This is a genomic window from Sporolactobacillus sp. BBK16-2, from assembly GCF_059878335.1.
Genome location: NZ_CM187611.1, coordinates 2,072,606 through 2,097,276, shown reverse-complemented (window position 1 = coordinate 2,097,276; position 24,671 = coordinate 2,072,606). Strand labels below are relative to the sequence as shown.

Below are 24,671 nucleotides of genomic sequence, written 5' to 3'. Positions count from 1 at the left end.
CCGGTTCTTCTTATTTGTTTTGGTTAACTGTTGTGATGTTCTGGTACAACTTTTGAAATTGTGACACTTCCTATATGTACGCAAAAAGGCAGGTTGATCATTTATTGATCAACCTGCCTTGCAATGTCTATTCAATTAATTGCTATGGTTCTTCGTAATTACTTGAGCGAGCTTTTGTATGGACATATCGCTTGAAACGCTGAAAGAGCCAAGCTGTACATATTTTTCAAGCTTATTTTTATGGAGATAGGAGTCAAAATTCTGTTTTTGATTCGACTTAAGAATCTTCGCACGAACGAGCTCACTTGAAATATCTCCAGGAGTCATGCCACTTTTAATTTGAAGCTTATACGTTGTTTTCTTAGCCTTTGATGAAGAGTTATCGCTGCTTTTCTTGCTGCTGTCACTGTCCGTCTTCGGTTTTTCTTTGCTTGCTTGCTCCGTAGCTTTCTGGGTATCACTCAGCCATTGATTGTAGGCATCAAGATCAATCGCTTTACGGTGATGGCTGGCAAGATATTGAGTTACGGTTGCTTCTGTCAACGGCGTTTGCTTTGCTACGTCCTTTACCGGTTTCTGCTCTCCCTGATTGAAAATCAGGTAATAGAAGAAAGCAAAAACGGCGCATGTCAGCAAGATGCCGGCGGCAAAACCGCGTATTTCATTTTTTGTCAATGCGTTCACCCTTTAGAATGATCTTGGTCCCCGAGCATGATTTCCTCTTCGAGCACACGAATTTTTTTCTTTACCTTGTACAGTTCTTGCATCATTGTTATGGAATTTTCTTCAAGCTGACCTTCTACCTGTTTAATACTGTCCTGCTTATAGTAAGAAACAGCAAGTGCGGTCAACCCAACAATCATGAGTATCAAGATGACAAACCCCAATTCATTACCCCCCTCACCATTGTCTGAGGTTCATGCGATGTAACGATCACATGACAATCACCATAGTTATTTATAACACATCTCCTATGGTTACGGAAGAATTATGGCGAAAAAGAAAGAAGATTGTAAAATAAATAGTAAAAATTGGGGGAAACTGAGAAGAACGGCTATAAACAATTTAAAAATAAAAGGGAACATGCGTTTATAAAAGGTTGAAGCATTCGATATTTTTTGTTAAGATAAAGTGTATGTTTTTGTACACGATGATTTTTAGTGCAATGGAGGGATAAATATGCGAGTTAAGGTTATTTTGGAAAATACCGAAACCGGTGATCGCGATTACATCACGTCGAAGAACAAACAAAAGAACCCAGAACGTCTTGAGCTGAAAAAGTACAGCCCAAAACTGAGAAGATATGTGACTTATCGCGAAACAAAGTAAGATGGATTGAATAAAGAGCCGTGAAGGACCTCTTATGGGTTTTTTGCGGCTTTTTGTATGGACGACTTGAATTGTCCCATTGTACTTGAGAAACGCAGTCTTTGAACAATCGCTCTAAATTCATCAGATCTCAACTATGGAGGACAGAATGAACAAACAAAAAAAAGCAGTACGCAACCGAATACTCCATGAGATGGATAGAATAGATGAATATGTATTTACGGAAAAATGTAAGCAGATCAGAAATCGTTTGTTTGCAACATCGTTGTGGCATGGAGCAGGGACGATTGGGGTAACCTTATCGATTGGCCGAGAAATAGAAACGATGGCAATTATCACAAAGGCCTGGACTGAAGCAAAACGTGTAGCTGTCCCAAAGTGTAATCCGAACAACCGCACTTTGTCGTTTTATGAATTGCAAACCTTCAGCCAGCTGGAATTCGGTTTTTTCGGTTTAATGGAACCGAATACATCAAAAACAGAGGCAATTACTCAGGACTCACTTGATTTACTTATTGTGCCTGGGATTGTGTTTAATCATCAAGGGTATCGAATCGGCTATGGCGGAGGTTATTATGATCGGCTTCTCTCTGACTATGAGGGGGTCACGGTATCCTTATTACTTGAAAGTCAAATGATTGGTGACATACCGATTGAACCACATGATCAGCGTGTGGATTGGATGATCACCGAGAAGAATATTTATGATACGAGCAAAGAAACGGAATGAAAGCCAAGCTCATAAGCCACACTAAGCAGAGTAAGTTGAGAGCGGGGTGCTTAGTGTGGCAAAAAGAAATGTGATCATCGAGACTATTCTATGGGCATTCACAGCCTTATTTCTTATGAAGCGAAGGCAAATTTTGTTTGAGTTCGCCCTGTTGGCTGCCGGACATCTTCTTTTCTTTAAGCATATTCAGAAACAGCACGAATCTGAATGATGAGATCAAGAAAAATTTTGTTTCAGTAGAACGATTTGCTGATTTGCTGTTTCAAATATAATCAGCATATGATCTTGCGCAACTAATAAAAGCGGCATCGTACTCCCGAGCGGGGATTCAGCCTGCGTTTGAGTAAGTTGAATGCCGCGTACATAATTTTTATAAAGGCCTTCCCATAATTGACCGGTGATTCGTTCAGCTTTTTCCTTTCCAAAAGGGAAAATATGTGTGAGCGAATCGCCGGTTAATGCGTCCAAAGGGATAACTCGATAATCGGATACTTGAAAGCCATACTGTGCGGCCGCACGACGAAGCATTTGCTCTCTACTTACGCCAAGTTCACGTGTATACTTACTAAGTCGATTCGCTTCCTCCGGCGTTCTCGGTTCGCGATAAAGATGGAATGATCCATTTGTTTTAATGGCCATGAGATAATCTTGGGAGAGCTGTTCCTTACCGAAAATCGATTGATCAATGTGCTGTTCGGCTTGGTGAACAGTTAGTCCAACATAAAATCCCGGCAGCATGTCCAATTCTTTGGAAGAAGACAATTGCCGCACATTTTTTTGCCAGCGGTTTACGATGGCAACCAATTGATTATTACGATACAATAAAGAAAAATCCTGCATTAGATCGTTGCGTTCTTTCGTTTCAGATGCAGTTCGCATACGTAAAAGCTGATTCTCGGGAATAAATTCCAGATGCGTCGCTGCTGTTACAAAGCTGATGCGCGGATTATCAGGGAAATAAGTAATGGTTGGACGATCTAGAAGCAGAAATGGAAAAACAAGCAATGAAAATACAGCAGCTGCCGTGATAAGCAGGGTAAGGATTTGTACTTTTTTAGGGCGCATAATCAGACAACCTCCGGACAAGACCTATAGTCTACTCTATTCAAAACTTGTCCGTTTCATGACCAAGACAGGACTGATTTCGTTGATTGGATTCAGCAAGTACTATTTTTCTATAAATCTTAACAAGTTACATATTGGCAAACATCGATTTTTGCGAGAAAATGAAAAGATGAATTTATTCTGATAGGCGGTGCGTTTATATGATTAATATTGGTGTGGATTTAGGCGGTACAACAATAAAAATGGCTCTGATTGATGATCATGGGAAAATGATCGACAAATGGGCAATCGCTACGAATACGATTGATAATGGGAGACACATTGCTTCCGACATTAGTGAAAGCGTTCTTAAAAAAATGCAGCAATTTAATTTAGAACGTTCAACAGTTAGAGGCGTTGGAATTGGTGCTCCAGGCTTTATCAATATGGACACTGGTTTTATTTATCAAGCTGTTAATATAGGCTGGAAGGATTATCCGCTTAAAGAAGAGCTGGAGCAGTCAATAGGACTGCCGGTTGTGATTGATAACGACGCAAACATGGCAGCACTTGGAGAAATGTGGCTCGGCGCCGGACAAGGCGCTAAAAACCTGATTTGTGTGACACTGGGTACAGGCGTTGGCGGGGGCATTATCTGTGATGGTGAGATTCTGCACGGTGTGAGCGGCATGGCGGGTGAAATCGGACATATCACGGTTATGCCAACTGATGGCGCATCATGCAACTGCGGGAAAACAGGCTGTCTTGAAACAGTATCTTCAGCGACTGGCATTCGAAGACTGGCTTTAGACGCTCTTGACTATAATGACTCAGTGAGTATTCTTCGCGATATTTTTGAAAGTAAAGGAGACATTACTGCTGAAGATGTTTTTAACTGTGCTGCAAAGAAGGATCCTCTCTCCTCAACGGTCGCCGAAAAAGCAGCTTATTATCTCGGATTTGCCCTTGGATCAATTGCTGTGACCATCAATCCGGAAAAAATTGTTATTGGTGGCGGGGTGTCACATGCAGGGGATACACTTATTGATCCGCTGACTAATTATTTTAAGCGCTTTTCATTGCCGCGAGTGTTTGACGCATGCACGATCAACCTTGCCAAATTAGGCAATGATGCAGGTGTCATCGGTGCAGCTTGGCTCTGCATTCAGAAAATCAAGCAGAATGCCATAAACTAAATTAAATGATCTGCGTTACTGAATAGAAAGGTCGGTTTCTATGAAATGGATTGTATGTCCCGTTGGTCCGATTCAAGCAAATTGTTATTTGGTGTTTGATCAGACAACAAGAGAATGTTTGATCATAGATCCTGGAGGAGAATTTGAGAAGATTAAGTCCATCATTGGACGAGAACAGTTGCATCCTATTGCCATTCTACTGACGCATGCACATTTTGATCATATTGGCGCGCTGGATGATGTACGGGATCATTGGAACCTCTCTGTTTCCGTTCATGAGAATGAAGCGGATTGGCTGCAAGATCCGAAAAAGAATGGATCCGCTTATTTTCCTGTGACTGGTTCAATTACGGCACGTAAGGCGGATCATTTGCTGACGGATCATCAAAAAATAATCATTGGTCCGTTCTCATTCACCGTTCTGCATACTCCGGGTCATTCCCCTGGTGGCGTATCTTTTTATTTTGAAAAAGATCAAGTTGTTTTTTGCGGTGATGCACTTTTTAAAGGAAGTATTGGGCGCACAGATCAATATGGCGGAGATTATGACCAACTACTGACGAGCCTCCGAATGCAACTCATGACGCTGCCTGATGAAATTGTAGTCTGTCCTGGTCACGGACCATCGACAACAATCGAAGACGAAGCGGAGAACAATCCATTTTTGACATAAATATAAACATACAAAAAACAGCGACTCAGCCATAATAATTGGCTGGGCCGTTGTTTTTCTTTCATAGTGCAGGCGCACCTAACCATTGCTTTTCATAAGATAGGCAGTATGAGAAGCAGCGAAGGAGGTATGTAGTGTGCCAAACCATCGATATATTGATTTCCTTGCGAAATTGGCTGTCGATAATGCACATCCAGGAGGTCATGGCCTGACCGAAGCGATTATTGAGCAGCTGTCAATAAGGAAGAATAGCAGCCTGCTTGATGTAGGATGCGGTACCGGTGCGACCACGGTATTCATCGCCGAGAAATTGCATGCTGATGTAACAGGTATTGATCTGCATCCGGGTATGGTGAAACGCGCAAAGGCTCGTGCGGCAGTGAGTACTTCCGCTCCAAAAATTGTTCTAGCCTCTGCTGAACAACTGCCGTTTGAATCCAACTATTTTGATTATTTATTGTCAGAATCCGTAACAGCATTTACCGATGTATCGCTTTCAGTGCCTGAATATTATCGAGTATTGAAGCCTGAGGGTCAGCTTGCTGCAATAGAAATGACTGTCGAGAAGCAGCCTAATGAGCAAGATAAACGGTTGATCGAATCTGTATACGGTGTGAGCGATGTTCGGACTGAAAACGAGTGGCTGTCTATTTGGAAGAGTGCAGGATTCATTAACCTGAAATCCTTTCATGCCAATGAAATTAAAACACATTCAGGGGACGTACTTCCAACCTATAATTTGACAAGCATCATTGATGAAGGAGCAATTGAAGTTTGGCTTGAACATATGCAAATGATGCAGAAATTTAAAGATGTGCTTACGTACCGCGTATTCACGATGAGCAAGCCAAGTGACTAAATAGAACGGAAAATGCCCGGCATACGAACAAAACGTATCCGGGTCATTTTTTTCTTTTTTTTAAGTGTTCGCTGATCTGCTCCGTGTAACTCTCAATCGCATTGGGAATTTGTCCGAAAAGCTGGTTGCGTAATGGCGGGCGTTTCGCCTTATGTTCCATGCGCGCCTTCTCTCTTTCTTCACGAGGCGTTTCCATATAGCGAACAAACTGCTCGGTTAAAAAACGAACATAATCTTCGGATTTCATGAGCACTTGCCCCTTCTCTTTTTTAGTTTCATTTTGCCCAAAAAGAGAACGGATGATTCATGATCGACAAGCATAATTACTTTTTGACGTTCGAAGACAGGAGTTCATTGGTTTAATTGTTCCGACCACTTGATTGGTTTTCCACTTTTTTTGGAATAAGTGATTTGATCGATCTCTTTACGATCGTCAGTAATAACTTTAAATTTAATGATCACTGTTTCTTCATTTTCTGTAACATTAAACGCGACAGTGCCGTTGCGATAAATGAGTGTTCCTTGTCCGGATAACGATCGCTGCTCTAGTTCGTGTTCAAAATCAATAAGCGCGCATTCACGTATTTGTTGAAGCTGAAATTGAGCATATGAATGCTGATAAAATTTCCGATCGCTTGTCAGCACCAGCAGTGCATGGAATACAAAAGCGAGCAGTATGAGCGACAAGACCATCGTTAATGGTAAAACAAATCCGTTCTGATCACTTTGACGTCCTTTAATCACCGGCATCATCCTTGACATAGAGTCGATCATCCCAATAATAATTTCGGTTTGCTTTATCTGTTACGCGAATTGAAACAAATTCACCGTCAGAATGAAACGCTGCATGTTTGACCTGCTGAAGAACAATTTCATAACCCGCGCCGTTCACCTGACGGATGATACGTCCGTTTGACAAAGATGTGTAACTTACACGGTCTGTACCTTTTTTCATAGTCAGCGTCTGATGATCAGTTGAACAAGATACGTGTTGAGAGAAATGTAATTCTGTTGCCGTTTGCATGAAAAATATGCGTGTTTCCTTTTGTGTATCCAGTCGTAGTTGAAATCGCTGATTCATAAATTGAGTCACACCAATTGCAAGGCTAATAATAATTAGGAAAATAGAGAGGGCCAGCATCATAGACAGCAAAGTATATCCCGCTTGATTCTTCATCGTTTGGCTTCCCCAGTGATCTTATGCTTGCGTCCTTCGTAATCCCAACTGATGCTCAAATATGCTGAGTGTTCGTTTTGTTCGATCCACTCAATGTGGAAATCTAGTGAGGTTTCCGGTTCAGCAGACAGCGCTCCATTCGATTTCCACGACATTAAGTGATAGCTTAGCAAACTGATCGCTTCATGGCTCTGTTTGATGAGCTGCCGTTCTTGATCTACGCGTACTAATAAAGGAACGGCAGTAAGGATCAGTATAGTGAAAATGGCGAGTGCGGTCATCGCTTCGGGGAGAAAAAGTCCACGTTCATTACATTGTCTTTTCATAGTAATATCTTCCCTGACCAAGAAGCAATACGAGTCGATAACGAATGCTTCCCAATGTTATAGTGAATGTCTTTATATTTGTAAAATGCCCCAACTGATTAATCATGATCGAATTCTCTTGATAGCCGCTGTAGATCGTAATTCGAGGGTTCATTTGTATGCGTTCGATTCGGTTCTTAAACGAAACATAATAAAAATGTTCAGGGTTATTAAAGACAATCCGAGGGACGTCAGATTCACTTATTGCGGCAATCTGTGTATCATGAATTTTTTCGTCAAGTTCACTCATAAAATGTTTGAGCGTGACTTCATCAGATAGATGGGAAAAAGCAAGAAAAGATATAGGGGTAATGATGCAGGCAATTGATAGGACAATCAATACCTCAATCAGCGTGTATCCAAAATCTTGTGTCAAGGATGCTTTATGGTACACTGACTTCACCGGTCGACGCATCATAATTCAGTGGTGTACCATCTGAGGACTTGATACTGTTGACGTAGTCGGGCATGAGGTCATCAAGACTTTCAGGCAGAGCTCCATCATGGTCCATTTGATAGGCGGCGATTTGGCTTTGAACAAGCTTAACCGTTGCATCAGTACTTTTATTCATCACAACATCATTTGATTTGGTCATATTCGGAACCGCAATTAAAAGCAAGATGGATATGATAAACAATACGATCATCATTTCAATTAGTGTGAATCCGCGTTGTGACATAAAAATGAATTTACGGAAAATTTTTAGCATGCGAAGAACTCCTTTATAGTGGGATGTAAAGTGGAGTGTATATGAAAATCTCTATGGAAGCTCATTGGAACGTTGAAATTGTTTTACAGATGTGCTTGATGCAGCAGCAACAGTTACCTATTTTTGGACTTTAAATGTGGAATTTTTTTCAAGTGAGAGCGTTGCAAAAGTGGTTGGGTGAAAAGCAGAAGCAGAGAAGAAAGAAATGATGGTATTCGCAAAGTGAGAATCTGAACGTTGTATCAACTCCTTCACTAATTTGGAATATGAATGCTAAGGATGGGAACACCTCCATAATATTTATTTGATTTCAAAAAAGATAGTTTACTATGTAAAATATTCGACACCATCTGACAATTACCTTTTCCATAAACAGAAATTATGTGGCAAATAGTTGAACAATGTCATGGTAACTGAGTGACCTAATTAAGATAAAAATTATGAATTAGATCACATTGTAAACGTATACATTAATGCTATGCTAAATAGGGAAATTAATATTTTGAGAGGATGAGAGAAATGGCAGAAGTAAAAGCAGCTTTTCTTTTTATCGGACCAAAAATTGATACAGCACAAGCGAAAGCACTGATTGACACGCCGGTGATCAAACTGAACGTTGTCGGAGTAAAATCGTATGATGAAGCGGTAAAAGCGGCGGTTGAATTAGCAGATATAGGAGTAGAGGCAATCGAACTTTGCGGTGGATTTGGCAATGAAGGCGTTGGCAGGGTTGCTGCAGCAGTAAGGGGAAGGGCTTCAGTTGGCGTTGTGCGTTTTGATCACCATCCTGGCCTTGGATTTAAGAACGGTGACGAGATATTCAGTTAATATTAGAAAACTTGGCTTTGCCAAACCTCTGGCGAAGTCGCCGTCGCACTTACACTATTCCTCTAACTCTTTATAAAAAAACGACTGACGAGCATAAAGCCCATTCAGTCGTTCTTTTGAAATTCATTAAAATTCTTCATAGCGAGCGGGATCTTGATCAAAGGTTCGTCCATCCGGATGACTTAGTCTGCCGATGGTTTGCATCTCTTCATCGCTGAGTGAGAAATCAAATAAAGAAAGATTTTCCAATTGGCGTTTTGGTGAAGACGATTTTGGCAACGGCAACGCATCGAGTTGTAAATGCCAGCGCAGAATAATTTGTGGCACGGATTTTTCGTGTGTATCCGCAATTGCTTTAATGCTTGGATCTTGAAGCAACTTATTTGCCCGCCCCAATGGACTCCAGGATTCAGTTACAATTCCGTGTTCCTTGTCATAGGCTCTCTGCTTTTCCTGTGAAAAATAAGGGTGCAGTTCGACCTGGTTGACGCTTGGGGTGACACCCGTTTCTTTAATGAGTCGATCCAAGTGCTCAGGCAAGAAGTTGCAGACACCGATTGAGCGGATCAAGCCCCATTTCTGTGCATCAATTAATGCCTGCCATGCTTCCACATACAAGTCCTTGCTTGGATTCGGCCAGTGGACCAGATACAGATCGTAGTAGTCCAGCCCTGCACGAAAGAGAGATTCTTGGATTGTCGTTATTGCTTCATCATATTTATGATGACGTCCGGGTAATTTGGAGGTAATGATCAATTCTTCACGTGATACGGAGCTGCGGCGTACAGCTTCACCAAGCGCACCTTCATTTTCATAATTAAATGCTGAATCAAGTAAACGGTAACCTGTGTCAATTGCGCTTAATATGGAATTAATGCCTGATGCGCCGTTGAGTTGGTATGTACCGAAACCAACAGCGGGCAATACTAATCCATCGTTAAGTGTTCTTTGTGGAATGGTTGTCATTGAATAGTTCTCCTCCTTCATCACATTAAGTTTAACATCCTCATTTTTCCAAGTCTAACAAAGTGCATATTAAATGACCTTCTGTCAAACGAATGAGCAGGATGATACAATAACTATATCTGTGCATTTGAAAGGTGCTGATTCGGATCGCAATCAATCCAATGATACGAGCGATGCTGAAGGTGATCTCTCGTATGGAGTTAAATGTTAAAAAATATTACCGGGTTGACCGGATGATTAATAATCTCCTGCATTTATCGTTTAACCCGCGATTTAAAATGTGGGATCATAAAATAACGATTGATGGCTATGATTTACCGGTTCGACTCTTTGCACCTAAAGTACTCCAGACAGAAGAAATGATCCTTTTTTTTCATGGCGGCGGATGGGTGAGCGGAACGATAGACAGCTATACTAAAATTTGTGCTCATATTGCTGATAGGACGGGTCGTCGGGTGCTCTCGGTGGATTATCGGCGCGCGCCTGAGTACCCTTTTCCTTACGCTGTTGAGGATTGCTACCAGGCTGCCCGAGAACTTTTTTTATACGACAAGCCGCTCGAAGCATCTGGTGAAAAGGTCGTACTGATGGGTGACAGTGCCGGCGCGTCGCTCGCTGCGGCGGTCAGTCTCATGGCGGCCGATCGAGAGGAGTTTCAGGTTGAGAAGCAAATATTGCTTTATCCGTCTACCTATAATGATCATAGCGAGGTTTCTCCATTTCCTTCGATCACCGAAAACGGTACAGATTATTTGTTGACATCCAAGAAGATACAGGATTATCAAGATCTGTATGTTCAAAATAAGGAGGATCGGAACAGTCCGTATTTCGCACCGCTGTTATCTGATCACCTGAAAGGTCAGCCTAAGACATTAATAATTACTGCTGAACTGGATCCGCTTCGGGACGAAGGAGAAGCTTATGCAGAGAAATTAAAAGAGTTTGGCAATGATGTTGCTGTTTATCGAATAAAAGACGCTCTGCATGGTTTTTTTTCTTTTTCACTGCAAACCGCTCAAGTGGAACAGTGTTATCAACTGATCAATGTATTTCTTAAGGAGTGAATGAATACGGACCATAATTGGAGCAGTCTGGATAATGCGGCACTTATTTTTCCTGCCGCCGCACAAAAAGCGGACACGCAGGTTTTCCGAATCTCCTGCGAATTATACGAACAAATTGATCCGGTGAGCTTGCAGAGTGCGCTCGATGAAACCATACAAATTTTTCGTGTTTATCAGTCGGTATTGAAACGCGGCTTCTTTTGGTATTATCTTGAAAATACGAATAGAAAGCCGGTTGTTCATGAGGAAAATACGCAACCATGTGCGGCACTGTACAGAAAAAACAGCAAAAATCTGCTTTTTGATGTGAGCTACTTTAAAAATCGAATCAATTTGGAGGTTTACCATGTGCTCTCGGATGGAACGGGAGCGATGCACTTTCTTCGGACGCTGATTACCAAGTATTTGTCTCAATACCATCAAATAGATGAACCGAGCCTAGACTTCGATGCCTCAGCAACGCAGATGAGTGACGATAGTTTTCGCAAATACTATCGGGGTTCTTCAAGAAAGAAACAGACAAGACGAGTATTTGCTTGTCGTCTGCGCGGTCACAAATACCCTGAGGATCGGTTGAAAATCATGACTGGCTTGATCAAAATTCAGCCATTGCTTGATGCGGCACATCGTCATCACACGACACTTACTGTTTTTCTAGCTGCTTGCCTGATGAATGCCATTAGTGAAACGGTTCCCGAACGGGCAAAGAAAAGGCCGATTGTTCTTGATATTCCTGTTAATCTGCGCAGCCATTTCCCTTCCGCTTCAGCACGGAATTTTTTCAGTGTCCTGTTAATCGGATACGATTACTGGCACCATGACGGGACATTTGAGGATGTTGTGAAGAAGATCAGTGATGACTTGCGTGTTGGGTTATCCAAAGAGAAGCTTTCTCAGGTGATTGAAACGTATTCGGCGGTGGAACATAATATTTTTGCTCGTATCACACCACTTATCGTGAAGGATCCTGCATTAAAAGTGGCTTATCACTACGCGGCACGCAGGAAGACGGCCGGTTTTTCAAATCTTGGCATTGTTTCTATGCCAAAGGAGTTGGAGGCCTTTATCCGATCCTTTGACATTTGTTACGGGAGCAATCAACTTCAAGTCTGCATGTGCTCTTTTCAAGATCGCTTGAGTATCAGTTTTTCATCACCTTTTGTCAGTTCGGAGATTCAGAGACGATTTTTTCGAACCTTAACGAGTATGGGCGCTGAAGTTGAAATCACAACGAGTCCCACGGGTAATATGAAGGAAGGGGAAAGCTAAGACATGAAATATTGCGGAAAATGCAAAGTAAGCATTCGTGGAAAAGACGCAAATTGTCCTTTGTGTCAAAGCAGGCTGTCAGGAACTGATGAAGAAGAGCTTTATCCTTTCGTTCCCACCATTTACAGACAGTACGAACTGTTTTTTAAACTGCTGATTTTCGTGACTATTATGATTGGCGTCCTATGTGTTGCTGTCAACCTTATTCTTCCTGATAGCGGTTTTTGGTCGCTGTTTGTCGCCGTGGGAATCGGATGTTTCTGGATCAGCTTGATTTATGCACTGCAAAAAAAAGACAATATCCCAAATAACATCACTGCTCAGGTCTTTATTCTATCAGCCTTAAGCCTCGGATGGGACTGGTTTACCAGTTGGCGAGGATGGTCGCTGAATTATGTGATACCTATTGCCTGCAGCGTTGCGATGATTTCACTTGCAATTATTGCTAAGGTCACGAAAATGCCGGCTGAGGATTACATCGTCTATTTTATCATTGACATTGTATTTGGAATTGTACCGCTTATCCTCTACTTCACGGGGCAAGTCGGATTTATCATTCCATCCGTTATTTGTATTTCGCTAAGTGTACTGTCTCTATCGGCACTCATTTTGTTTGAAGGTAAGAACGTACTACAGGAGATTGCGAAAAATTTTCATGTATAAGGATTGATTCAATGAGGAAAAAGTTCTTATCAGTTCCCGCATTGGTTACAGTCGCATGTATCATGTGCTTGCGGTCTCATTAGAAATGGTTGTGATCTCCTTTTGATGGATTAATGATTTCAAATCCTGGTTCAGGGACATAAAAAAATTGAATCCAAACGCCATCAAGGAGCGCCTCACGTTTATCTAATAGGACATCGATTCCTTTGTCTGTAGAAACAATTTCATCGTGTTCAGTCGGTACCCCATAAGTCAATGCATAATGGGCATGATCTCCATGATTCTCTGTCACGATCACACGCAGCATTTGTCCTTGCGCATCCTCATTCTCAAGCATTGTTTTCATTACTTTTGCTGCATTTCGATTGACTTTGCATTTCATTATCGATTCGCCTCTTTTATTTTCTAGATCACTGTCTTATTATGCCATAATTGGAAAGAAAAAGTCGTGCAAAAAGGCCATATTTTCCAATGGATGCTGAAATATCATTTGTTTATCTGAAACTTCTCTATTAATAAATTCTTGTTAAATTGCTTCCACTCATATATCTTATAGATAACGAATATCTTGTGAAACCAAAACATAACATGGAACGTTAATTGTTAAATTGATACTTTTTGAGGTGAGCGATCATTCTGAAGCGTAATGTCATTATTATAAGTAGCAGTGTCGTGATTATCGCGGCATTAGTTTTTGGAATTATGGGTTACTATCAGGCGACACATTTTAATGCGAATGTAACGATAAATGGTGTCAAAGTCGGACATCTGAAGCCCGAACAGGTAGTGAGTAAATTGGCTTCGCAAACCCTAAAAAATGATGTCTTTATTGGAGATGAGAAGATCATCAACGGTAAGAACACAGTAGCTAAATTTACGAAACAAGATTTATCAGCCGTAAATCGAGTTTTTAAAAAGCAACAGACATGGGTACCATCATTCAAGACAAATAATTATGCACTAAATCCAGCAGAAAAAGACGATTATCGATCAAGCACACTGAAGAAACAAGTGGAAGACCGGCTAAAACAATTAAATAAAAAATTGAAAGCACCTAAAGACGCCTATGCTTACATAGAAGATGGTGATCTAAAGGTATCTAAAAGTGAAGCCGGCGAGCAATATGATATAGAAAAAATCATGAGCGATTATGACAAACAGGAGTATAACAGTGAAATCCATCTAACGTTATCGCGTCTGCACCCAATTAAGGAAGATAGCAAAATAGTTAAAGATGAAACTAAAGTACTTAAGTCGCTCATGAATCAGAGTGTAAATTATTCGGTTCAAAATAAAGTCTACGCTTTAAATGCAAGTGAGTTGATCAAAAATGCAAAAGCAACATCAAAGATGAAAGTGACGATTGATCCAAGTGAGCTGAAAAATAAGATCGAAGAAATCAATAATAATCAATCGACCTTAAATAAGAAATTTCAATTTAAGACGCATACAGGCAAAATTATCTCTGTTCAGGGCCAATCCTATGGATGGGCGCTGAACGTAAGTAAAGAAACCGACCGGATTCAGAAGGCGTTTGAAAATGGAACAACGTCACTGAAAGCCTACAATGTCTATGGTGTTGGGTACAGCACCTACGGCATCGGTTACCATAACACGACGAATAACGGAATTGGAACAAGCTATGCAGAAGTATCTATTGCCGAACAAAAAATATGGATCTATAAAAATGGCAAACTCGTCATTACTACAGATGTAGTGACCGGTCGACATGATACAAATGAAGATACACCAAAGGGTCTTTGGTACGTCATGTACAAAGAATCTCCTTCTACTTTGGAAGGAAGCGAAGCCGGCAACGCACATTATTCGGTAAAAGTTGACTATTGGGCACCGTTTACACTCAGCGGTTGTGGCTTTCATGATGCCAGCTGGAGAAGAAACTGGAAAAAGGATGCATACTTAACACAGGGATCAGGCGGCTGTGTCAATACACCTCCGTCCGTAATGAAAACCGTCTATGATAATCTCGAACAAAACGAGCCGGTAATTATCTATTAATCTTGAATCTGAAGAGACTGTCTCATCAATCTATCTTTTTGATGAGGCGGTCTCTGTTTCATTTTGCTTATGTTCTGCATAACATCCTTTTTAAGAGATGATAGCGCTTTACTGAATTAGTCAATAGAGAGATAATAAAATGGTTACAACGACACGGTTAGGGGGAACATATCTTGTCAAATCAGACTGTGCTCATTATTAATGGTATGGACACTCGTTACAATGATGTTGCAAAAGGTGACTTAAACACGTTTCTTTCAGACACTGCTGCCGGTTATTTGAAGGATAAGGGATTCACTATACTGGCAACTACTGTTGCGGACGGATATGATGTAAACGAAGAAGAGAATAAATGGAAGAAGGCCGACTTTATTCTTTTTCAATTTCCGATTTATTGGTTTGCTGCTCCTGCTGTCTTGAAGCGGTATATCGAAGATGTTTACACTTATGGTGTTTTCTACTCCAGCACATTCGAATATGGAAGAGGCGGTTTGCTGAAAGGCAAAAGCTATTCCGTATCCACGACATGGAATGCACCGAACGATGTATTTGATACACCAGGGACATTTTTTAATGGTCGCACTGTCGATGACGCGCTCTCAGCATTTCATGATACTCAAGATTTCGTTGGCTTAACGAAATTGCCAAGTATATCTTTTCATGATGTTATAAAGAATCCCAACGCATCAGTCTATGCGGACCAGCTTAAAAAGCACTTGATCCAAATTTTCAAAGGGTAAACTCGATCGGTGAAAAATCACTGTTCCTTTCTTATGTTCTAAGATTTGGCAAGGTTTGCTGAACGACACGTTGGCAATTGTTTGTATCATAAAAATCAAAATGGTTTTTCTGATTGACCTTGTTTTGATAATAATCTGAGTGTTTGCTGAGTGAGAGGATTTCACCCAGCATTTTTACTGTATCGTCAGCGTTATACGTGACACTGCCAAACAGATCCTTTGAAAAATCCAAGTAGGATCCCCGTTTTTCCAAATACTCGGATTGATCGAATTGATAGAAGAGCACAGGCTTGTCCAAGTAGTAGAAGTCCCATGAGACACTGGAATAATCAGTGATCAGCACATCACTTCTGAGTATCAATTTCTGAATCTCTTCATCAGGATTGCAAAAATACACGGAATGAAGACGATGATTTTGCTCCATAAACTTTTTAAATACAGAATGGAGGAAAGGATGCAGCATAACTTTTAAGTGATAGCCGTAGTGCAGCAGCGTTTGTTCTAACAGTTGGTTATTTAGCAATGCAGACACATGTTTATAGAAATCGCTGAAGAAAAAGCTTTGATCGGCATTCAACCATTCTCTCCACGTCGGCATGTAAAGAATAGTCCGTGTCGATGGTTGATCATGTTTGAGATACAGTTCATCGTATCTCGGCAGTCCTGTGACGATTAACTTATTTTCCGGAATTCCCCATTCATTTTTCTTGATCAGTTTTTCCTGCTTTGAGGAGCAGACAAAATAATTACTGTGTCGGGTATCGAAAATAAACAGGTTACGTTTTAGACCATCGATTCCGTGCCCTAAATACACTTTAATCAATTTTGTACGGGCGAAAGGAGTGAAATCAATCTCCGGAGCTACATCAGACTCAAGTGAATGCGAATAATAGCAGATGACGGCATAGCCATAAAGAAGATAATTCCATACAGAACCCAACTGATAAGTCGGTCCTCCGATGGTACGCATAAGCGTATCATTACGATCAGTCAAACCAAAGTAAACCGTGTACTCCGGGTGATTTTTGATTAGAAAGCGATGTAATGCGGCTGCGTTATCCGCGTATTTTTCACCACAATGTCCGCCAATCAACACGATTTTTTTCTTTTTAAAGTAAATGAAGAATAATGGCTTCAGCAGTACCGCCAAGAGCATAGCCGGCAAGTAGCGTAAGAACCCTTTTCTACGTGATAAAAATGATTTTTTGGCAAGCATCGTTTTGGATTCCGTCCTTTTAGGATTGCAGATAATAGATATTCGTTTTAATTCAGTATGGGCATTACGAGGAACTCAGGTCAATCAGATTGCTCATGATGATTGATTTTTAAGCTGTGAAAAAGTTAATCGGAAAAGGGATTAAACGAGGAATTTTCAGCAATACGGGCAGTTTATAAAGTGACAGTAGTTAGATAAAAATAACATTTATTAAATTTATGCCTGCTTCTTTTTCATTAGAAAGATCGCGATACCTGCAAGTATGGTGGTGATGCCAATGGCTTGCTGCAAGGTGACGCTTTGCCTTAAGAAGAAGTAAGCAAGGATACAGGTTCCAACCGGTTCGCCAACGATACTCATAGATATTGTAGATGTGCTGAGCCATCTCAGCAGCCAATTGAAAATTGTCTGTCCGAGAATAGTTGAAATGAGAGCGAGACATACAAACCATAACCAATTGTTTGCAGAATAGTCAGTAAGTGAGAATCCACTGATCACGGAATAAGTGAAGAGAAAGAGTGCACTGCTGCCATAGCCAATAATCGCATAGGGAAGCAGGGACAGTTTTTTGCGAAGTTCTTGGCCGAGAAAAAAGTATCCGGTAATCAATCCGGCGGCAATAAATGCGAGTAAGTCACCGAAAAGAGCGACACCGCTTATCTGAAAGTCTTGCCAACCAATGATTACACTGCCTGTGATCGCTAGAAGCCCACCAAATAGTGATTGGCGAGTTAGTTTTTCCCCGAAAAGAAAATAGCCTCCGATAAAAGCGAACAAAGGCTGCAGGGTGACAAGCACAGTTGAGCTTGCGACAGAAGTGAATCTGAGCGATTCAAACCACAGGGCATAGTGAGCAGCAAGAAAGAATCCGGAAAGCATGCCGAGAGACCATTGCTTTTTGGACAGTTTTCGTAATGCTGAGCGATTTGATTTATTGAATAGGAGAAAGGGCAAAAGTACGACTGTTGAGATAAGCATGCGATAACCGGCAATAATCGTCGACGGGGCGTCAGATAATTTTACGAAAATAGCTGATGTAGAAAGCGAGAAAGCGGCAAAGAAAAGAATAATATATAGGTACTTGCGGTTCATTGTTTCCAAAAAAAATCACTTCCGTTCTTGATGTTTGGACAAAAGATGCATAAATTGATTCTATCATAAAAATTTAGCAAACCATTGAGTTTTTGTTACAAAAAATATCAAGTAATGGTATACTGGTTGACCTGATGCACATTTTCTAAAAATGAACAGTATGATCAATACAAACCATGCATCTAAGAGAAAAGAGGCATAATTTGCGATTCCGTGACTTCCACAAAAATATTAAAATAAGAATCATTGAAACATTTACCAGCCGGTTTGTAGGCGGGATGATTTTTCCTTTTATGACCATATATTTAGCACAACATTTTGGTGCAAAAACGACGGGTTTATTGTTGCTCATTAACATTTTTATTGGTATCACAAATTCGTTCATTGGTGGTTATTTATCGGATCAATTCGGTCGAAAAAAAGTAATGTTTTATGCAGAATGCGCTCGTTTTGCAGCATTTGCCGTTATGATGGTCAGTAATTCACCTTTTTTTGAATCGGCAGGACTTACCTTCATGATGATGATTGTTAATAGCATTTCTTGGGGACTTGCCGGACCGGCTAATGATGCGATGCTGATCGACGTCAGCACACCGGAGCAGCGTAAATTGATGTATTCAATTACGTATTGGGCGAACAATTTGTCCATTGCCATTGGCGGAATTCTAGGCGCTTTACTGTTCCAGCACTATTTATTCGAACTCTTTGTTGCTCTGTGTATTGTGGAACTAGGGGTTGTTTTTCTCGTTGCGTTCTTTATTCAAGAGAGCCATGTTCATCATCAATCTAGTCAAATGTCGTTAAATAAGCATCTATTACATATTTTTTCCAGCTATCACAGGGTATTTCAGGACCGGCTTTTCATCGTTTTTGTCATTGCCGGAGTTCTCGTTTTTTCAATGGAACTGCAGCTGACCAATTATATCGGAATTCGTCTAAGTGAGGAGATGCCGACACAGTCATTTCTTTTCTGGAGGGTCAACGGATTAACGATGCTTGGCTTTTTACGCAGTGAAAATACGATACTTGTTGCACTGCTCATGTTATTTGTGTCGGGTGTGAGTAAACGTCTGAATGATAAAACAGCATTAATTGGCAGCTGTGCACTTTTTTCGATTGGTTATGGCGTGCTTGCCTACACGGATAATATTTGGCTTTTGGTCACATTCATGCTTATCCTAACAGTAGGCGAAGTCTTTCGAGTGCCGGTAGAACAATCCTATGCCGCGGCCATTCCGCCGGAAAATGCACGGAGCATATATATGGCTATTAACGGTTTGAAATATAATCTTGCTATGCTGATCGCGTCTGCAACAATCATGATTGGCACCTATTTATCAACCTTTGCAACAGCACTGATCATCACTGTTATTGGACTTACCGGAACCGTACTTTACATGGGCATTTTGTCAGGTGTTGATAAACGGACTATTTCGCGGCGGGTTGAACCAAAAAATGCTGAAATGTAAAATTAAGTGCTAATGAATAAATGAACGATTGGGAGGACTATATAATGTATAATGAAATCACTGCTGAGAAAGTGGAACAATTGCGCTTACAAGGTAAAATCGCCAGCATCATTGATGTACGCGAACCTGATGAATTTAATGAGGGGCACATTCCCGGCGCAGTTAATATATCGGTTAACATTATTCAGTCGCGGATGAATCAAATTGATAAAACGAAAGAACATGTTCTCGTTTGTCATGCAGGTGTGAGAAGTGCGTTTGCTGCTGAGCTGCTATCCGCAAACGGCTATAACGTGAAAAATATGATCGGCGGAATGGTCGCTTGGGATGGCCAAGTTACCTATTAATTGATCCAGAAAAATTCAGCTAACCGATTGACTAGCTAAAAAAATCGTTATCCGGTTAAATCACTAGTTGTAACTTTTCATTTTATAAATGAGTACAAGCCATAATATAAAGACGGCTCAAATTCACTTTGAATTTGTGAGCCGTCTTTGTTCGTTTCGATGTAACTTCCATAGATAGGGGCAGAGCAATGCGGGATTATCCGGAGAAACCTCTCTGCAGATTCGGTTTGCCTCCGTTTTGCTAATTTTTCGATTAGAATAAGCGGTGAGCCATTTTTCCAAATGCGAGTCGAACAAAGCTTCACTCTGCTCCTTGTTAATAAACGGATAATCAAAATCGAGAGAAAGAATCAAAAATAAGAAATTTGCCTTTTTATCACTAATTCCGGATACCTCTTTAATCGCCGCAACAAATGTGCGATAATCTGATGAATGATGCAGCAGCTGGTCTGCTGAATGATAGTGGTCATTAATGACAAACGATAAAGATAAGATATAATCAGAAATTTTCTTCGGAAAGCGATGCAAAGCCGGTTTTTGAGCAATAGCGCTTTGGACGGCTGAGTTATTTTCAATCATCCATTGCGGATTGAAGTGATCAGCACCAATTCGCTTACTTAAATTATTAGGAAGATTCCAAGCGATTTCTGACTTTACCGATTGATCGGCGATGACAGCCATCAGCAATGCGAACCCGTTGTTTTCAATAAGGGTTCTGCTGCTGGGCAGCATGCGGATTCGATCCAGAATAGATTGCGGTTTGTTCTGTTCAAAATCACATCTTAGGTTTCTCAACTTTTCTTCATATAAATCGTCAACAGCCATGAGTGGCAGCCTCCAAGATCATATTAGGCAAGATAAACCAATTATAGCTGCAAGGAAGCAGTAGGTCATCTTTTAGAAATTCATGATTATTTCATTGATACGGCAATTGCTAGAAGCGCCAATGGATCGTTGCCGGTTAGTTCATAAATTGAGCTTCGATCTTGCCATCGGATCATACTCTGGCGATTATCTGTATATGTCTGAACTCTGCCGTATTGATGAGGAACAGGCAGAGAATGAACTTCTAAATAGTCAACGATAGACCGCGCTAATTGTTCTCCTTTTGCGGATTCAGAAGTCGGCGATAAAGATGCAAGTGTCCATCGTCCTTCATTCCAAGAGATTCCTGCAGTGCCTGCCCCAGCATCGGCATACCCTGTAATCTGATGTCCGAGAGGAACAGCTTCACCATCAGAACTTCCATATTTATGATACGTCATCTGTTTGGCAGCTTGAGCCTCATTTGAATAGGTGTGTCTAGTAATCACTGCGATTGTTTTTGCAGTTGACAGTCTCTTATCATTGACCTTTAAAGGGGTGCTGGTTTGTTTAAATGTGACCGTATACCCACTTGCTTGATTTTTCACGACAGCTGAAATATAGCTTCCATTTTCAATTGGCAATTTTTGCGGAAGGAGCGGTTGGGCCTGACCTTTTAATAGAGATTTAACGTCCATTATCGTCTTTTGCAGTGTGCCTGTTTTCTCGGATACTTGCTTTTTTTCTGGTTTATTTTTCGTCGCGGTGCTGCTGTTCGCGTTATCTTGCACACTAGAGCTGCTGCTTGCTTTTGACGAAGAACTGTCTGCCTGACTTGATGAAGATTGATGCACTGATGCACTTCCGTCTCCAGTGTCTTGCGTACAACCGGCTATCAATGAAACTGTGAGCAGGAATGCAGCAATAAACGTCAGCTTTTTCATGTTTATCCCTTCTTTCCTTTAATTAATTCCCTAAATGGATAAGTTAAAAACAATGGATTCAAATCTTGAAAATAATAAAATTGATTATTGTTTGCCAGAGAACGTGTCGAAATGAAAAATAAGGAATTTTAGCTTATCAAGTCTATTCGTGCTATTATGCTATTATAAAATCATTAATGGAAAAATCAGGTGATTTGATGAAAAAAGGAACAACAATTATAACGCTCGACAATGGTTACCATTTATGGACCAATACCCAAGGAAGCGGCGATATTCATTTACTCTGTTTGCATGGAGGACCAGGCGGCAATCATGAGTACTATGAAAATTTTGCAGAGAAGCTTGCAGAGCAAGGGTTGAGCATTCAGGTTCATATGTACGATCAGCTTGGCTCCTTGTATTCGGATCAACCGGATTACTCGAATCCTAAGATTGCTGAGAAGTATTTAACCTATGACTATTTTCTTGATGAAGTTGAAGAGGTACGGCAAAAATTGGGATTGGATCATTTCTATTTGATTGGTCAGAGCTGGGGTGGCGCGCTTGTCCAAATGTACGCGTTGAAATACGGTAAGCACTTAAAAGGAGCCATCATTTCCTCCATGACGGATAATATCGATGAATATGTTGCCAATATCAATAAAATCCGCGAGGACACGCTGCCTGCAGACGCAGTTGCTTTTATGAAACAGTGTGAAGCAACTAATGACTACGATAATGATCGTTATCAAAGCTATGTGGATATTTTAAACGACGGCTACGTTGATCGCAAGCAGCCGAAGGCCATTTCGCATCTGTCCCCAACGATGGCGGTTCCTGTCTATAACGCGTTCCAAGGAGACAATGAATTTGTTGTTACCGGGAAGCTAAAGGAATGGGATGTACGTGATCAATTGAAGAACATTACCGTGCCAACGCTAATTACGTTTGGCGAACATGAAACAATGCCGCTGGCAGCTGCAAGGCGCATGGCGAAAACGATTCCGCATGCACGACTTGCGACTACACCAGAAGGCGGACACCATCATATGATTGATAACGCCCCGGTTTATTTCGATCATCTCGCCACCTTTATTAAAGATGTTGAGAACGATCATTTTCATGATTGAGAGATAAACATTTTGATCCGCCAGTAAAAGGGCGGATCAATTTTTTTGCAACATATGCAATGTTTTTATGTTATTATTTTCCAAAAGGAGGAGAAAACGTGAAAAAGAAAATCAATTGGTTCATTTTTTTTCTCGTCAGCAGTTTATTAATTACCGGCTGTTCCGATCAAGGCAAACCTGTGAAGGTAACAAAACCGATGGATCAAGTTATATCAGATTACATCCTAGCTCATAACAAAACGCTTTTTGAAAAAACCGAGCAGCAATTTGAAGCACATAAACTATACGGAGCGAGAAAAAAAGATAGCGGAATCATCGACGTTTACCTCTACTATCTTTATGAGGGATTCAATCGAGATACAAAGACTGAAAGTTTAAGCGGCGGCTCAGTTCCTGTACGACTCAAATTAAAAAAAGTAGAGGGCGGTTATAAAGCTGTTGGTTATAAAGAGGCTGAAGACGGCAGCAAATACACAGACTCAATTAAGGAAATGTTTCCAAAAGAGTACGCGGATCAAGTGCTGAATGTCAACAACCGACAGGCGGCCGCCCAAGCATTACAAAAAAAAATCAATAAACAAGTTGTCAAATGGTTGAACCAGTGACATGATTAATGCATAATTTTGTGTTTCTTAAGGAGCGACCTGTATGTCTCTTATCACCGGCAGACTGATGATTATCGCACTGCTTTTACTTGTGGTTACAATGATCGAAACGCTTGCTTACTCGATACGAATTTCTGGCGTACGAGTTAAACTGATGGCGACTGCCATTTCACTCTTCAGCACGATCGTTCTGATTTCCCGGTTTTCAACTATGTTTCAACAACCGCTCACGGCAAAGCTAATTGCTGATGCGCCGGCTGCAACAAAGCTGATGTTTATCGAGGAACAATATCGTATTCTCCTCATTGTTGTCTCTATTGGTGTCATATTAGGGATTGTTCTGTTTCCGACATTTATCGGTGTCTTTTCCCGAGCAATTATTCAGTTGGCAAATGAAAGAGGATCGATCGTCTCATTGTTTGCGAAGTGGAGCAATGTCAAAGGCATGAAGAGACTCATTAGTTATGTACGTCTGCCTCATTTTAAAGATTTAAAAGGGATCACTTATCAAACAATCCCGAAACGACTTTTTGTCATTAATGTTGTGATCACAGCTGTCTATTCGGTAGGTATTCTTGCCTCTTTATATGCGTCATTACTCGTTCCTAAAGATTACGGGCAGGCAGCAGTTCTGTCTTCAGGAATTATTAACGGCATTGCAACCATTTTGCTCACTTTGTTTATTGATCCTAAAGCTTCTGTACTGGCTGATCGCGTTGCTAAGAAAGAGAGCAGATACATCTATTTAAAAAGCTATTCATTGACGATGATCAGTTCAAAATTGATTGGAACCTTGGCAGCTCAGGCAATCTTTATTCCGGCCGCATACTATGTCGCCTGGTTTGCGAGGTTAATGTAACTGAATTCGAAACAAACAGGTAAAAATAGATAGAAAAGTGCAGATGATCAAAATCATTAAAAAGTAGTGTCTAAGATTTAATAATAAATGGTTTGAAATCGTGTCGACAGGTATGCGATAATGCTACAAGAGATTTAAAAAGGAGTGGCTCACGGAAAAATGAGTGCATTGATCGACGAAATTAATCAACTGGCGCGTCTCTCAAGAGAGAGGCCGTTAACCATACAAGAAAAAAAACGACAGACGGAGCTTCGGCAACAGTATTTGAAAAATTTTCGTCAACGGTTTAAAAAGCAACTTTCTCAAATTAAGGTGGTTGATCCAAAAGGAAAGGACATCACACCGAAAAAAGCGAGAGCGTTGCGTGAATCATTTGATCAAGAGTAAGCACCCGTGTTTAATTTTCGGACGTTATTCTTTGAATGATGTAAGCGCTTATGCTATGATAAAATCAATTAAATAAGTGATCCACTAGGGGAGCGTTAAGCTGAGATTGACTTCGTCAAGACCCTTTGAACCTGATCCGGGTGATGCCGGCGTAGGGAAGTGGCTGATCGAAATCCAGCTTTTCACTCAGGGTGATCAACCGCTTTC

The 24,671-nt window shown here is 40.9% G+C and carries 33 protein-coding genes and 1 riboswitch; of the genes, 18 read left to right on the top strand and 15 right to left on the bottom strand.

The genetic code is table 11. The annotated features are described in order from the left end of the window. Positions 1-135: 135 nt before the first annotated feature. A complete protein-coding gene (locus AC6F33_RS10515; RefSeq protein ID WP_480952861.1) occupies positions 136-675 on the bottom strand; it encodes a hypothetical protein in 540 nt (179 codons plus the stop codon). Between the two features lie 5 nt (positions 676-680). Next, positions 681-887, bottom strand: coding sequence for a hypothetical protein (locus AC6F33_RS10510; RefSeq protein ID WP_253065607.1), 207 nt, complete (start codon positions 885-887; stop codon positions 681-683). 292 nt (positions 888-1,179) lie between these two features. Between AC6F33_RS10510 and rpmG the strand changes: the two genes are divergently transcribed. The 3 genes from rpmG (at position 1,180) to AC6F33_RS10495 (ending at position 2,270) form a co-directional block, all read left to right on the top strand. Next, complete coding sequence (rpmG, locus tag AC6F33_RS10505; RefSeq protein WP_255745372.1) at positions 1,180-1,329, top strand: 50S ribosomal protein L33; 150 nt, start codon at positions 1,180-1,182, stop codon at positions 1,327-1,329. Positions 1,330-1,477: 148 nt separating this feature from the next. Further along, positions 1,478-2,059, top strand: a complete 582-nt coding sequence (locus AC6F33_RS10500) for a 5-formyltetrahydrofolate cyclo-ligase (protein ID WP_500777075.1) — start codon at positions 1,478-1,480, stop codon at positions 2,057-2,059. Positions 2,060-2,114: 55 nt separating this feature from the next. Continuing rightward, complete coding sequence (locus tag AC6F33_RS10495; protein ID WP_255745369.1) at positions 2,115-2,270, top strand: hypothetical protein; 156 nt, start codon at positions 2,115-2,117, stop codon at positions 2,268-2,270. A gap of 5 nt (positions 2,271-2,275) precedes the next feature. Here the strand turns inward: AC6F33_RS10495 and AC6F33_RS10490 are convergent, their stop codons facing one another. Further along, positions 2,276-3,124 (bottom strand): hypothetical protein, encoded by an 849-nt coding sequence (locus AC6F33_RS10490; protein ID WP_480948348.1) that lies wholly within the window; start codon positions 3,122-3,124, stop codon positions 2,276-2,278. A gap of 200 nt (positions 3,125-3,324) precedes the next feature. Here AC6F33_RS10490 and AC6F33_RS10485 point away from each other — a divergent pair, with 200 nt between their 5' ends. The 3 genes from AC6F33_RS10485 (at position 3,325) to AC6F33_RS10475 (ending at position 5,831) form a co-directional block, all read left to right on the top strand. Beyond that, the gene (locus AC6F33_RS10485; RefSeq protein ID WP_480948347.1) at positions 3,325-4,299 is read left to right on the top strand and encodes an ROK family glucokinase; all 975 of its coding nucleotides are present in this window, start codon (positions 3,325-3,327) and stop codon (positions 4,297-4,299) included. Between the two features lie 40 nt (positions 4,300-4,339). Further along, complete coding sequence (locus AC6F33_RS10480) at positions 4,340-4,972, top strand: MBL fold metallo-hydrolase (RefSeq protein ID WP_255745363.1); 633 nt, start codon at positions 4,340-4,342, stop codon at positions 4,970-4,972. A 136-nt stretch (positions 4,973-5,108) separates the two neighbouring features. Continuing rightward, positions 5,109-5,831: a class I SAM-dependent methyltransferase gene (locus AC6F33_RS10475; protein ID WP_255745362.1), complete on the top strand. Its 723-nt coding sequence runs from the start codon at positions 5,109-5,111 to the stop codon at positions 5,829-5,831. 43 nt (positions 5,832-5,874) lie between these two features. On the opposite strand, the gene AC6F33_RS10470 is transcribed toward AC6F33_RS10475, so the two are convergent. The 6 genes from AC6F33_RS10470 to comGC form a co-directional block, all read right to left on the bottom strand. Further along, the gene (locus AC6F33_RS10470) at positions 5,875-6,078 is read right to left on the bottom strand and encodes a YqzE family protein (RefSeq protein ID WP_480948345.1); all 204 of its coding nucleotides are present in this window, start codon (positions 6,076-6,078) and stop codon (positions 5,875-5,877) included. 104 nt (positions 6,079-6,182) lie between these two features. Beyond that, positions 6,183-6,593: a competence type IV pilus minor pilin ComGG gene (gene comGG, locus AC6F33_RS10465; protein WP_480948344.1), complete on the bottom strand. Its 411-nt coding sequence runs from the start codon at positions 6,591-6,593 to the stop codon at positions 6,183-6,185. Then, positions 6,568-7,008 (bottom strand): competence type IV pilus minor pilin ComGF, encoded by a 441-nt coding sequence (gene comGF / locus AC6F33_RS10460; protein WP_480948343.1) that lies wholly within the window; start codon positions 7,006-7,008, stop codon positions 6,568-6,570. The genes comGG and comGF overlap by 26 nt, the downstream gene beginning before the upstream one ends. Then, on the bottom strand, positions 7,005-7,334 hold the full coding sequence (locus AC6F33_RS10455; protein WP_480948342.1) for a hypothetical protein: 330 nt from the start codon (positions 7,332-7,334) through the stop codon (positions 7,005-7,007). Before AC6F33_RS10455 ends, comGF begins: the two co-directional genes overlap by 4 nt. Further along, positions 7,318-7,776, bottom strand: a complete 459-nt coding sequence (comGD, locus tag AC6F33_RS10450) for a competence type IV pilus minor pilin ComGD (protein WP_480948341.1) — start codon at positions 7,774-7,776, stop codon at positions 7,318-7,320. Before comGD ends, AC6F33_RS10455 begins: the two co-directional genes overlap by 17 nt. Then, the gene (comGC, locus tag AC6F33_RS10445) at positions 7,757-8,083 is read right to left on the bottom strand and encodes a competence type IV pilus major pilin ComGC (protein WP_255745352.1); all 327 of its coding nucleotides are present in this window, start codon (positions 8,081-8,083) and stop codon (positions 7,757-7,759) included. Before comGC ends, comGD begins: the two co-directional genes overlap by 20 nt. A 519-nt stretch (positions 8,084-8,602) precedes the next feature. On the opposite strand from comGC, the gene AC6F33_RS10440 reads away from it, so the two are divergent. Next, positions 8,603-8,911, top strand: a complete 309-nt coding sequence (locus AC6F33_RS10440) for a DUF6506 family protein (protein ID WP_255745351.1) — start codon at positions 8,603-8,605, stop codon at positions 8,909-8,911. A gap of 126 nt (positions 8,912-9,037) precedes the next feature. Here AC6F33_RS10440 and AC6F33_RS10435 read toward each other — a convergent pair whose 3' ends face one another. Next, positions 9,038-9,877 (bottom strand): aldo/keto reductase, encoded by an 840-nt coding sequence (locus AC6F33_RS10435; protein WP_255745349.1) that lies wholly within the window; start codon positions 9,875-9,877, stop codon positions 9,038-9,040. A gap of 194 nt (positions 9,878-10,071) precedes the next feature. Between AC6F33_RS10435 and AC6F33_RS10430 the strand changes: the two genes are divergently transcribed. The 3 genes from AC6F33_RS10430 to AC6F33_RS10420 are packed head-to-tail and all read left to right on the top strand — an operon-like array spanning position 10,072 to position 12,873. Then, entirely contained in the window at positions 10,072-10,941 is an 870-nt protein-coding gene (locus AC6F33_RS10430; RefSeq protein WP_255745347.1) for an alpha/beta hydrolase, read from the top strand. Then, positions 10,942-12,210: a condensation domain-containing protein gene (locus AC6F33_RS10425; protein WP_255745346.1), complete on the top strand. Its 1,269-nt coding sequence runs from the start codon at positions 10,942-10,944 to the stop codon at positions 12,208-12,210. Positions 12,211-12,213: 3 nt separating this feature from the next. Then, on the top strand, positions 12,214-12,873 hold the full coding sequence (locus tag AC6F33_RS10420; protein ID WP_255745344.1) for a DUF6320 domain-containing protein: 660 nt from the start codon (positions 12,214-12,216) through the stop codon (positions 12,871-12,873). Positions 12,874-12,952: 79 nt separating this feature from the next. On the opposite strand, the gene AC6F33_RS10415 is transcribed toward AC6F33_RS10420, so the two are convergent. After that, positions 12,953-13,255: an iron-sulfur cluster assembly accessory protein gene (locus tag AC6F33_RS10415; RefSeq protein WP_480948339.1), complete on the bottom strand. Its 303-nt coding sequence runs from the start codon at positions 13,253-13,255 to the stop codon at positions 12,953-12,955. A 386-nt stretch (positions 13,256-13,641) separates the two neighbouring features. Here AC6F33_RS10415 and AC6F33_RS10410 point away from each other — a divergent pair, with 386 nt between their 5' ends. Both AC6F33_RS10410 and AC6F33_RS10405 read left to right on the top strand, forming a co-directional pair. Further along, positions 13,642-14,892: a L,D-transpeptidase gene (locus AC6F33_RS10410; RefSeq protein ID WP_480948780.1), complete on the top strand. Its 1,251-nt coding sequence runs from the start codon at positions 13,642-13,644 to the stop codon at positions 14,890-14,892. A 173-nt stretch (positions 14,893-15,065) separates the two neighbouring features. After that, a complete protein-coding gene (locus AC6F33_RS10405; protein ID WP_255745340.1) occupies positions 15,066-15,632 on the top strand; it encodes an NAD(P)H-dependent oxidoreductase in 567 nt (188 codons plus the stop codon). A 31-nt stretch (positions 15,633-15,663) separates the two neighbouring features. Here AC6F33_RS10405 and AC6F33_RS10400 read toward each other — a convergent pair whose 3' ends face one another. Both AC6F33_RS10400 and AC6F33_RS10395 read right to left on the bottom strand, forming a co-directional pair. Beyond that, the gene (locus AC6F33_RS10400) at positions 15,664-16,848 is read right to left on the bottom strand and encodes a CDP-glycerol glycerophosphotransferase family protein (protein WP_255745338.1); all 1,185 of its coding nucleotides are present in this window, start codon (positions 16,846-16,848) and stop codon (positions 15,664-15,666) included. A gap of 216 nt (positions 16,849-17,064) precedes the next feature. Next, a complete protein-coding gene (locus AC6F33_RS10395) occupies positions 17,065-17,940 on the bottom strand; it encodes a DMT family transporter (protein ID WP_255745989.1) in 876 nt (291 codons plus the stop codon). Between the two features lie 176 nt (positions 17,941-18,116). On the opposite strand from AC6F33_RS10395, the gene AC6F33_RS10390 reads away from it, so the two are divergent. Continuing rightward, positions 18,117-19,409: an MDR family MFS transporter gene (locus AC6F33_RS10390; protein ID WP_500777074.1), complete on the top strand. Its 1,293-nt coding sequence runs from the start codon at positions 18,117-18,119 to the stop codon at positions 19,407-19,409. 44 nt (positions 19,410-19,453) lie between these two features. Next, complete coding sequence (locus AC6F33_RS10385) at positions 19,454-19,756, top strand: rhodanese-like domain-containing protein (protein WP_255745336.1); 303 nt, start codon at positions 19,454-19,456, stop codon at positions 19,754-19,756. 123 nt (positions 19,757-19,879) lie between these two features. Here AC6F33_RS10385 and AC6F33_RS10380 read toward each other — a convergent pair whose 3' ends face one another. Continuing rightward, on the bottom strand, positions 19,880-20,581 hold the full coding sequence (locus AC6F33_RS10380) for a hypothetical protein (protein WP_500777073.1): 702 nt from the start codon (positions 20,579-20,581) through the stop codon (positions 19,880-19,882). A gap of 86 nt (positions 20,582-20,667) precedes the next feature. Beyond that, on the bottom strand, positions 20,668-21,504 hold the full coding sequence (locus AC6F33_RS10375; RefSeq protein WP_255745331.1) for a hypothetical protein: 837 nt from the start codon (positions 21,502-21,504) through the stop codon (positions 20,668-20,670). A gap of 197 nt (positions 21,505-21,701) precedes the next feature. Between AC6F33_RS10375 and AC6F33_RS10370 the strand changes: the two genes are divergently transcribed. The 4 genes from AC6F33_RS10370 to AC6F33_RS10355 all read left to right on the top strand — a co-directional run bounded on the left by AC6F33_RS10370 (position 21,702) and on the right by AC6F33_RS10355 (position 24,464). Further along, on the top strand, positions 21,702-22,613 hold the full coding sequence (locus AC6F33_RS10370) for a proline-specific peptidase family protein (RefSeq protein ID WP_255745330.1): 912 nt from the start codon (positions 21,702-21,704) through the stop codon (positions 22,611-22,613). A gap of 98 nt (positions 22,614-22,711) precedes the next feature. Next, a complete protein-coding gene (locus AC6F33_RS10365; RefSeq protein ID WP_500777072.1) occupies positions 22,712-23,218 on the top strand; it encodes a hypothetical protein in 507 nt (168 codons plus the stop codon). 43 nt (positions 23,219-23,261) lie between these two features. Then, positions 23,262-24,077: a lipid II flippase Amj family protein gene (locus AC6F33_RS10360; RefSeq protein ID WP_255745327.1), complete on the top strand. Its 816-nt coding sequence runs from the start codon at positions 23,262-23,264 to the stop codon at positions 24,075-24,077. A 159-nt stretch (positions 24,078-24,236) separates the two neighbouring features. Continuing rightward, entirely contained in the window at positions 24,237-24,464 is a 228-nt protein-coding gene (locus tag AC6F33_RS10355; RefSeq protein ID WP_255745323.1) for a DUF896 domain-containing protein, read from the top strand. A 76-nt stretch (positions 24,465-24,540) separates the two neighbouring features. Beyond that, positions 24,541-24,639, top strand: a riboswitch (TPP riboswitch). The last annotated feature ends 32 nt before the right edge of the window (positions 24,640-24,671 follow it).

Bases quoted from the DNA above. Each gene is read 5' to 3' on its own strand.
- rpmG (WP_255745372.1), top strand. From the start codon at position 1,180: ATGCGAGTTAAGGTTATTTTGGAAAATACCGAAACCGGTGATCGCGAT.
- AC6F33_RS10500 (WP_500777075.1), top strand. From the start codon at position 1,478: ATGAACAAACAAAAAAAAGCAGTACGCAACCGAATACTCCATGAGATG.
- AC6F33_RS10490 (WP_480948348.1), bottom strand. From the start codon at position 3,124: ATGCGCCCTAAAAAAGTACAAATCCTTACCCTGCTTATCACGGCAGCT.
- AC6F33_RS10485 (WP_480948347.1), top strand. From the start codon at position 3,325: ATGATTAATATTGGTGTGGATTTAGGCGGTACAACAATAAAAATGGCT.
- AC6F33_RS10480 (WP_255745363.1), top strand. From the start codon at position 4,340: ATGAAATGGATTGTATGTCCCGTTGGTCCGATTCAAGCAAATTGTTAT.
- AC6F33_RS10470 (WP_480948345.1), bottom strand. From the start codon at position 6,078: ATGAAATCCGAAGATTATGTTCGTTTTTTAACCGAGCAGTTTGTTCGC.
- comGG (WP_480948344.1), bottom strand. From the start codon at position 6,593: ATGTCAAGGATGATGCCGGTGATTAAAGGACGTCAAAGTGATCAGAAC.
- comGF (WP_480948343.1), bottom strand. From the start codon at position 7,008: ATGAAGAATCAAGCGGGATATACTTTGCTGTCTATGATGCTGGCCCTC.
- AC6F33_RS10455 (WP_480948342.1), bottom strand. From the start codon at position 7,334: ATGAAAAGACAATGTAATGAACGTGGACTTTTTCTCCCCGAAGCGATG.
- comGC (WP_255745352.1), bottom strand. From the start codon at position 8,083: ATGCTAAAAATTTTCCGTAAATTCATTTTTATGTCACAACGCGGATTC.
- AC6F33_RS10440 (WP_255745351.1), top strand. From the start codon at position 8,603: ATGGCAGAAGTAAAAGCAGCTTTTCTTTTTATCGGACCAAAAATTGAT.
- AC6F33_RS10435 (WP_255745349.1), bottom strand. From the start codon at position 9,877: ATGACAACCATTCCACAAAGAACACTTAACGATGGATTAGTATTGCCC.
- AC6F33_RS10430 (WP_255745347.1), top strand. From the start codon at position 10,072: ATGGAGTTAAATGTTAAAAAATATTACCGGGTTGACCGGATGATTAAT.
- AC6F33_RS10425 (WP_255745346.1), top strand. From the start codon at position 10,942: ATGAATACGGACCATAATTGGAGCAGTCTGGATAATGCGGCACTTATT.
- AC6F33_RS10420 (WP_255745344.1), top strand. From the start codon at position 12,214: ATGAAATATTGCGGAAAATGCAAAGTAAGCATTCGTGGAAAAGACGCA.
- AC6F33_RS10415 (WP_480948339.1), bottom strand. From the start codon at position 13,255: ATGAAATGCAAAGTCAATCGAAATGCAGCAAAAGTAATGAAAACAATG.
- AC6F33_RS10400 (WP_255745338.1), bottom strand. From the start codon at position 16,848: ATGCTTGCCAAAAAATCATTTTTATCACGTAGAAAAGGGTTCTTACGC.
- AC6F33_RS10395 (WP_255745989.1), bottom strand. From the start codon at position 17,940: ATGAACCGCAAGTACCTATATATTATTCTTTTCTTTGCCGCTTTCTCG.
- AC6F33_RS10390 (WP_500777074.1), top strand. From the start codon at position 18,117: ATGCATCTAAGAGAAAAGAGGCATAATTTGCGATTCCGTGACTTCCAC.
- AC6F33_RS10385 (WP_255745336.1), top strand. From the start codon at position 19,454: ATGTATAATGAAATCACTGCTGAGAAAGTGGAACAATTGCGCTTACAA.
- AC6F33_RS10380 (WP_500777073.1), bottom strand. From the start codon at position 20,581: ATGGCTGTTGACGATTTATATGAAGAAAAGTTGAGAAACCTAAGATGT.
- AC6F33_RS10375 (WP_255745331.1), bottom strand. From the start codon at position 21,504: ATGAAAAAGCTGACGTTTATTGCTGCATTCCTGCTCACAGTTTCATTG.
- AC6F33_RS10370 (WP_255745330.1), top strand. From the start codon at position 21,702: ATGAAAAAAGGAACAACAATTATAACGCTCGACAATGGTTACCATTTA.
- AC6F33_RS10360 (WP_255745327.1), top strand. From the start codon at position 23,262: ATGTCTCTTATCACCGGCAGACTGATGATTATCGCACTGCTTTTACTT.
- AC6F33_RS10355 (WP_255745323.1), top strand. From the start codon at position 24,237: ATGAGTGCATTGATCGACGAAATTAATCAACTGGCGCGTCTCTCAAGA.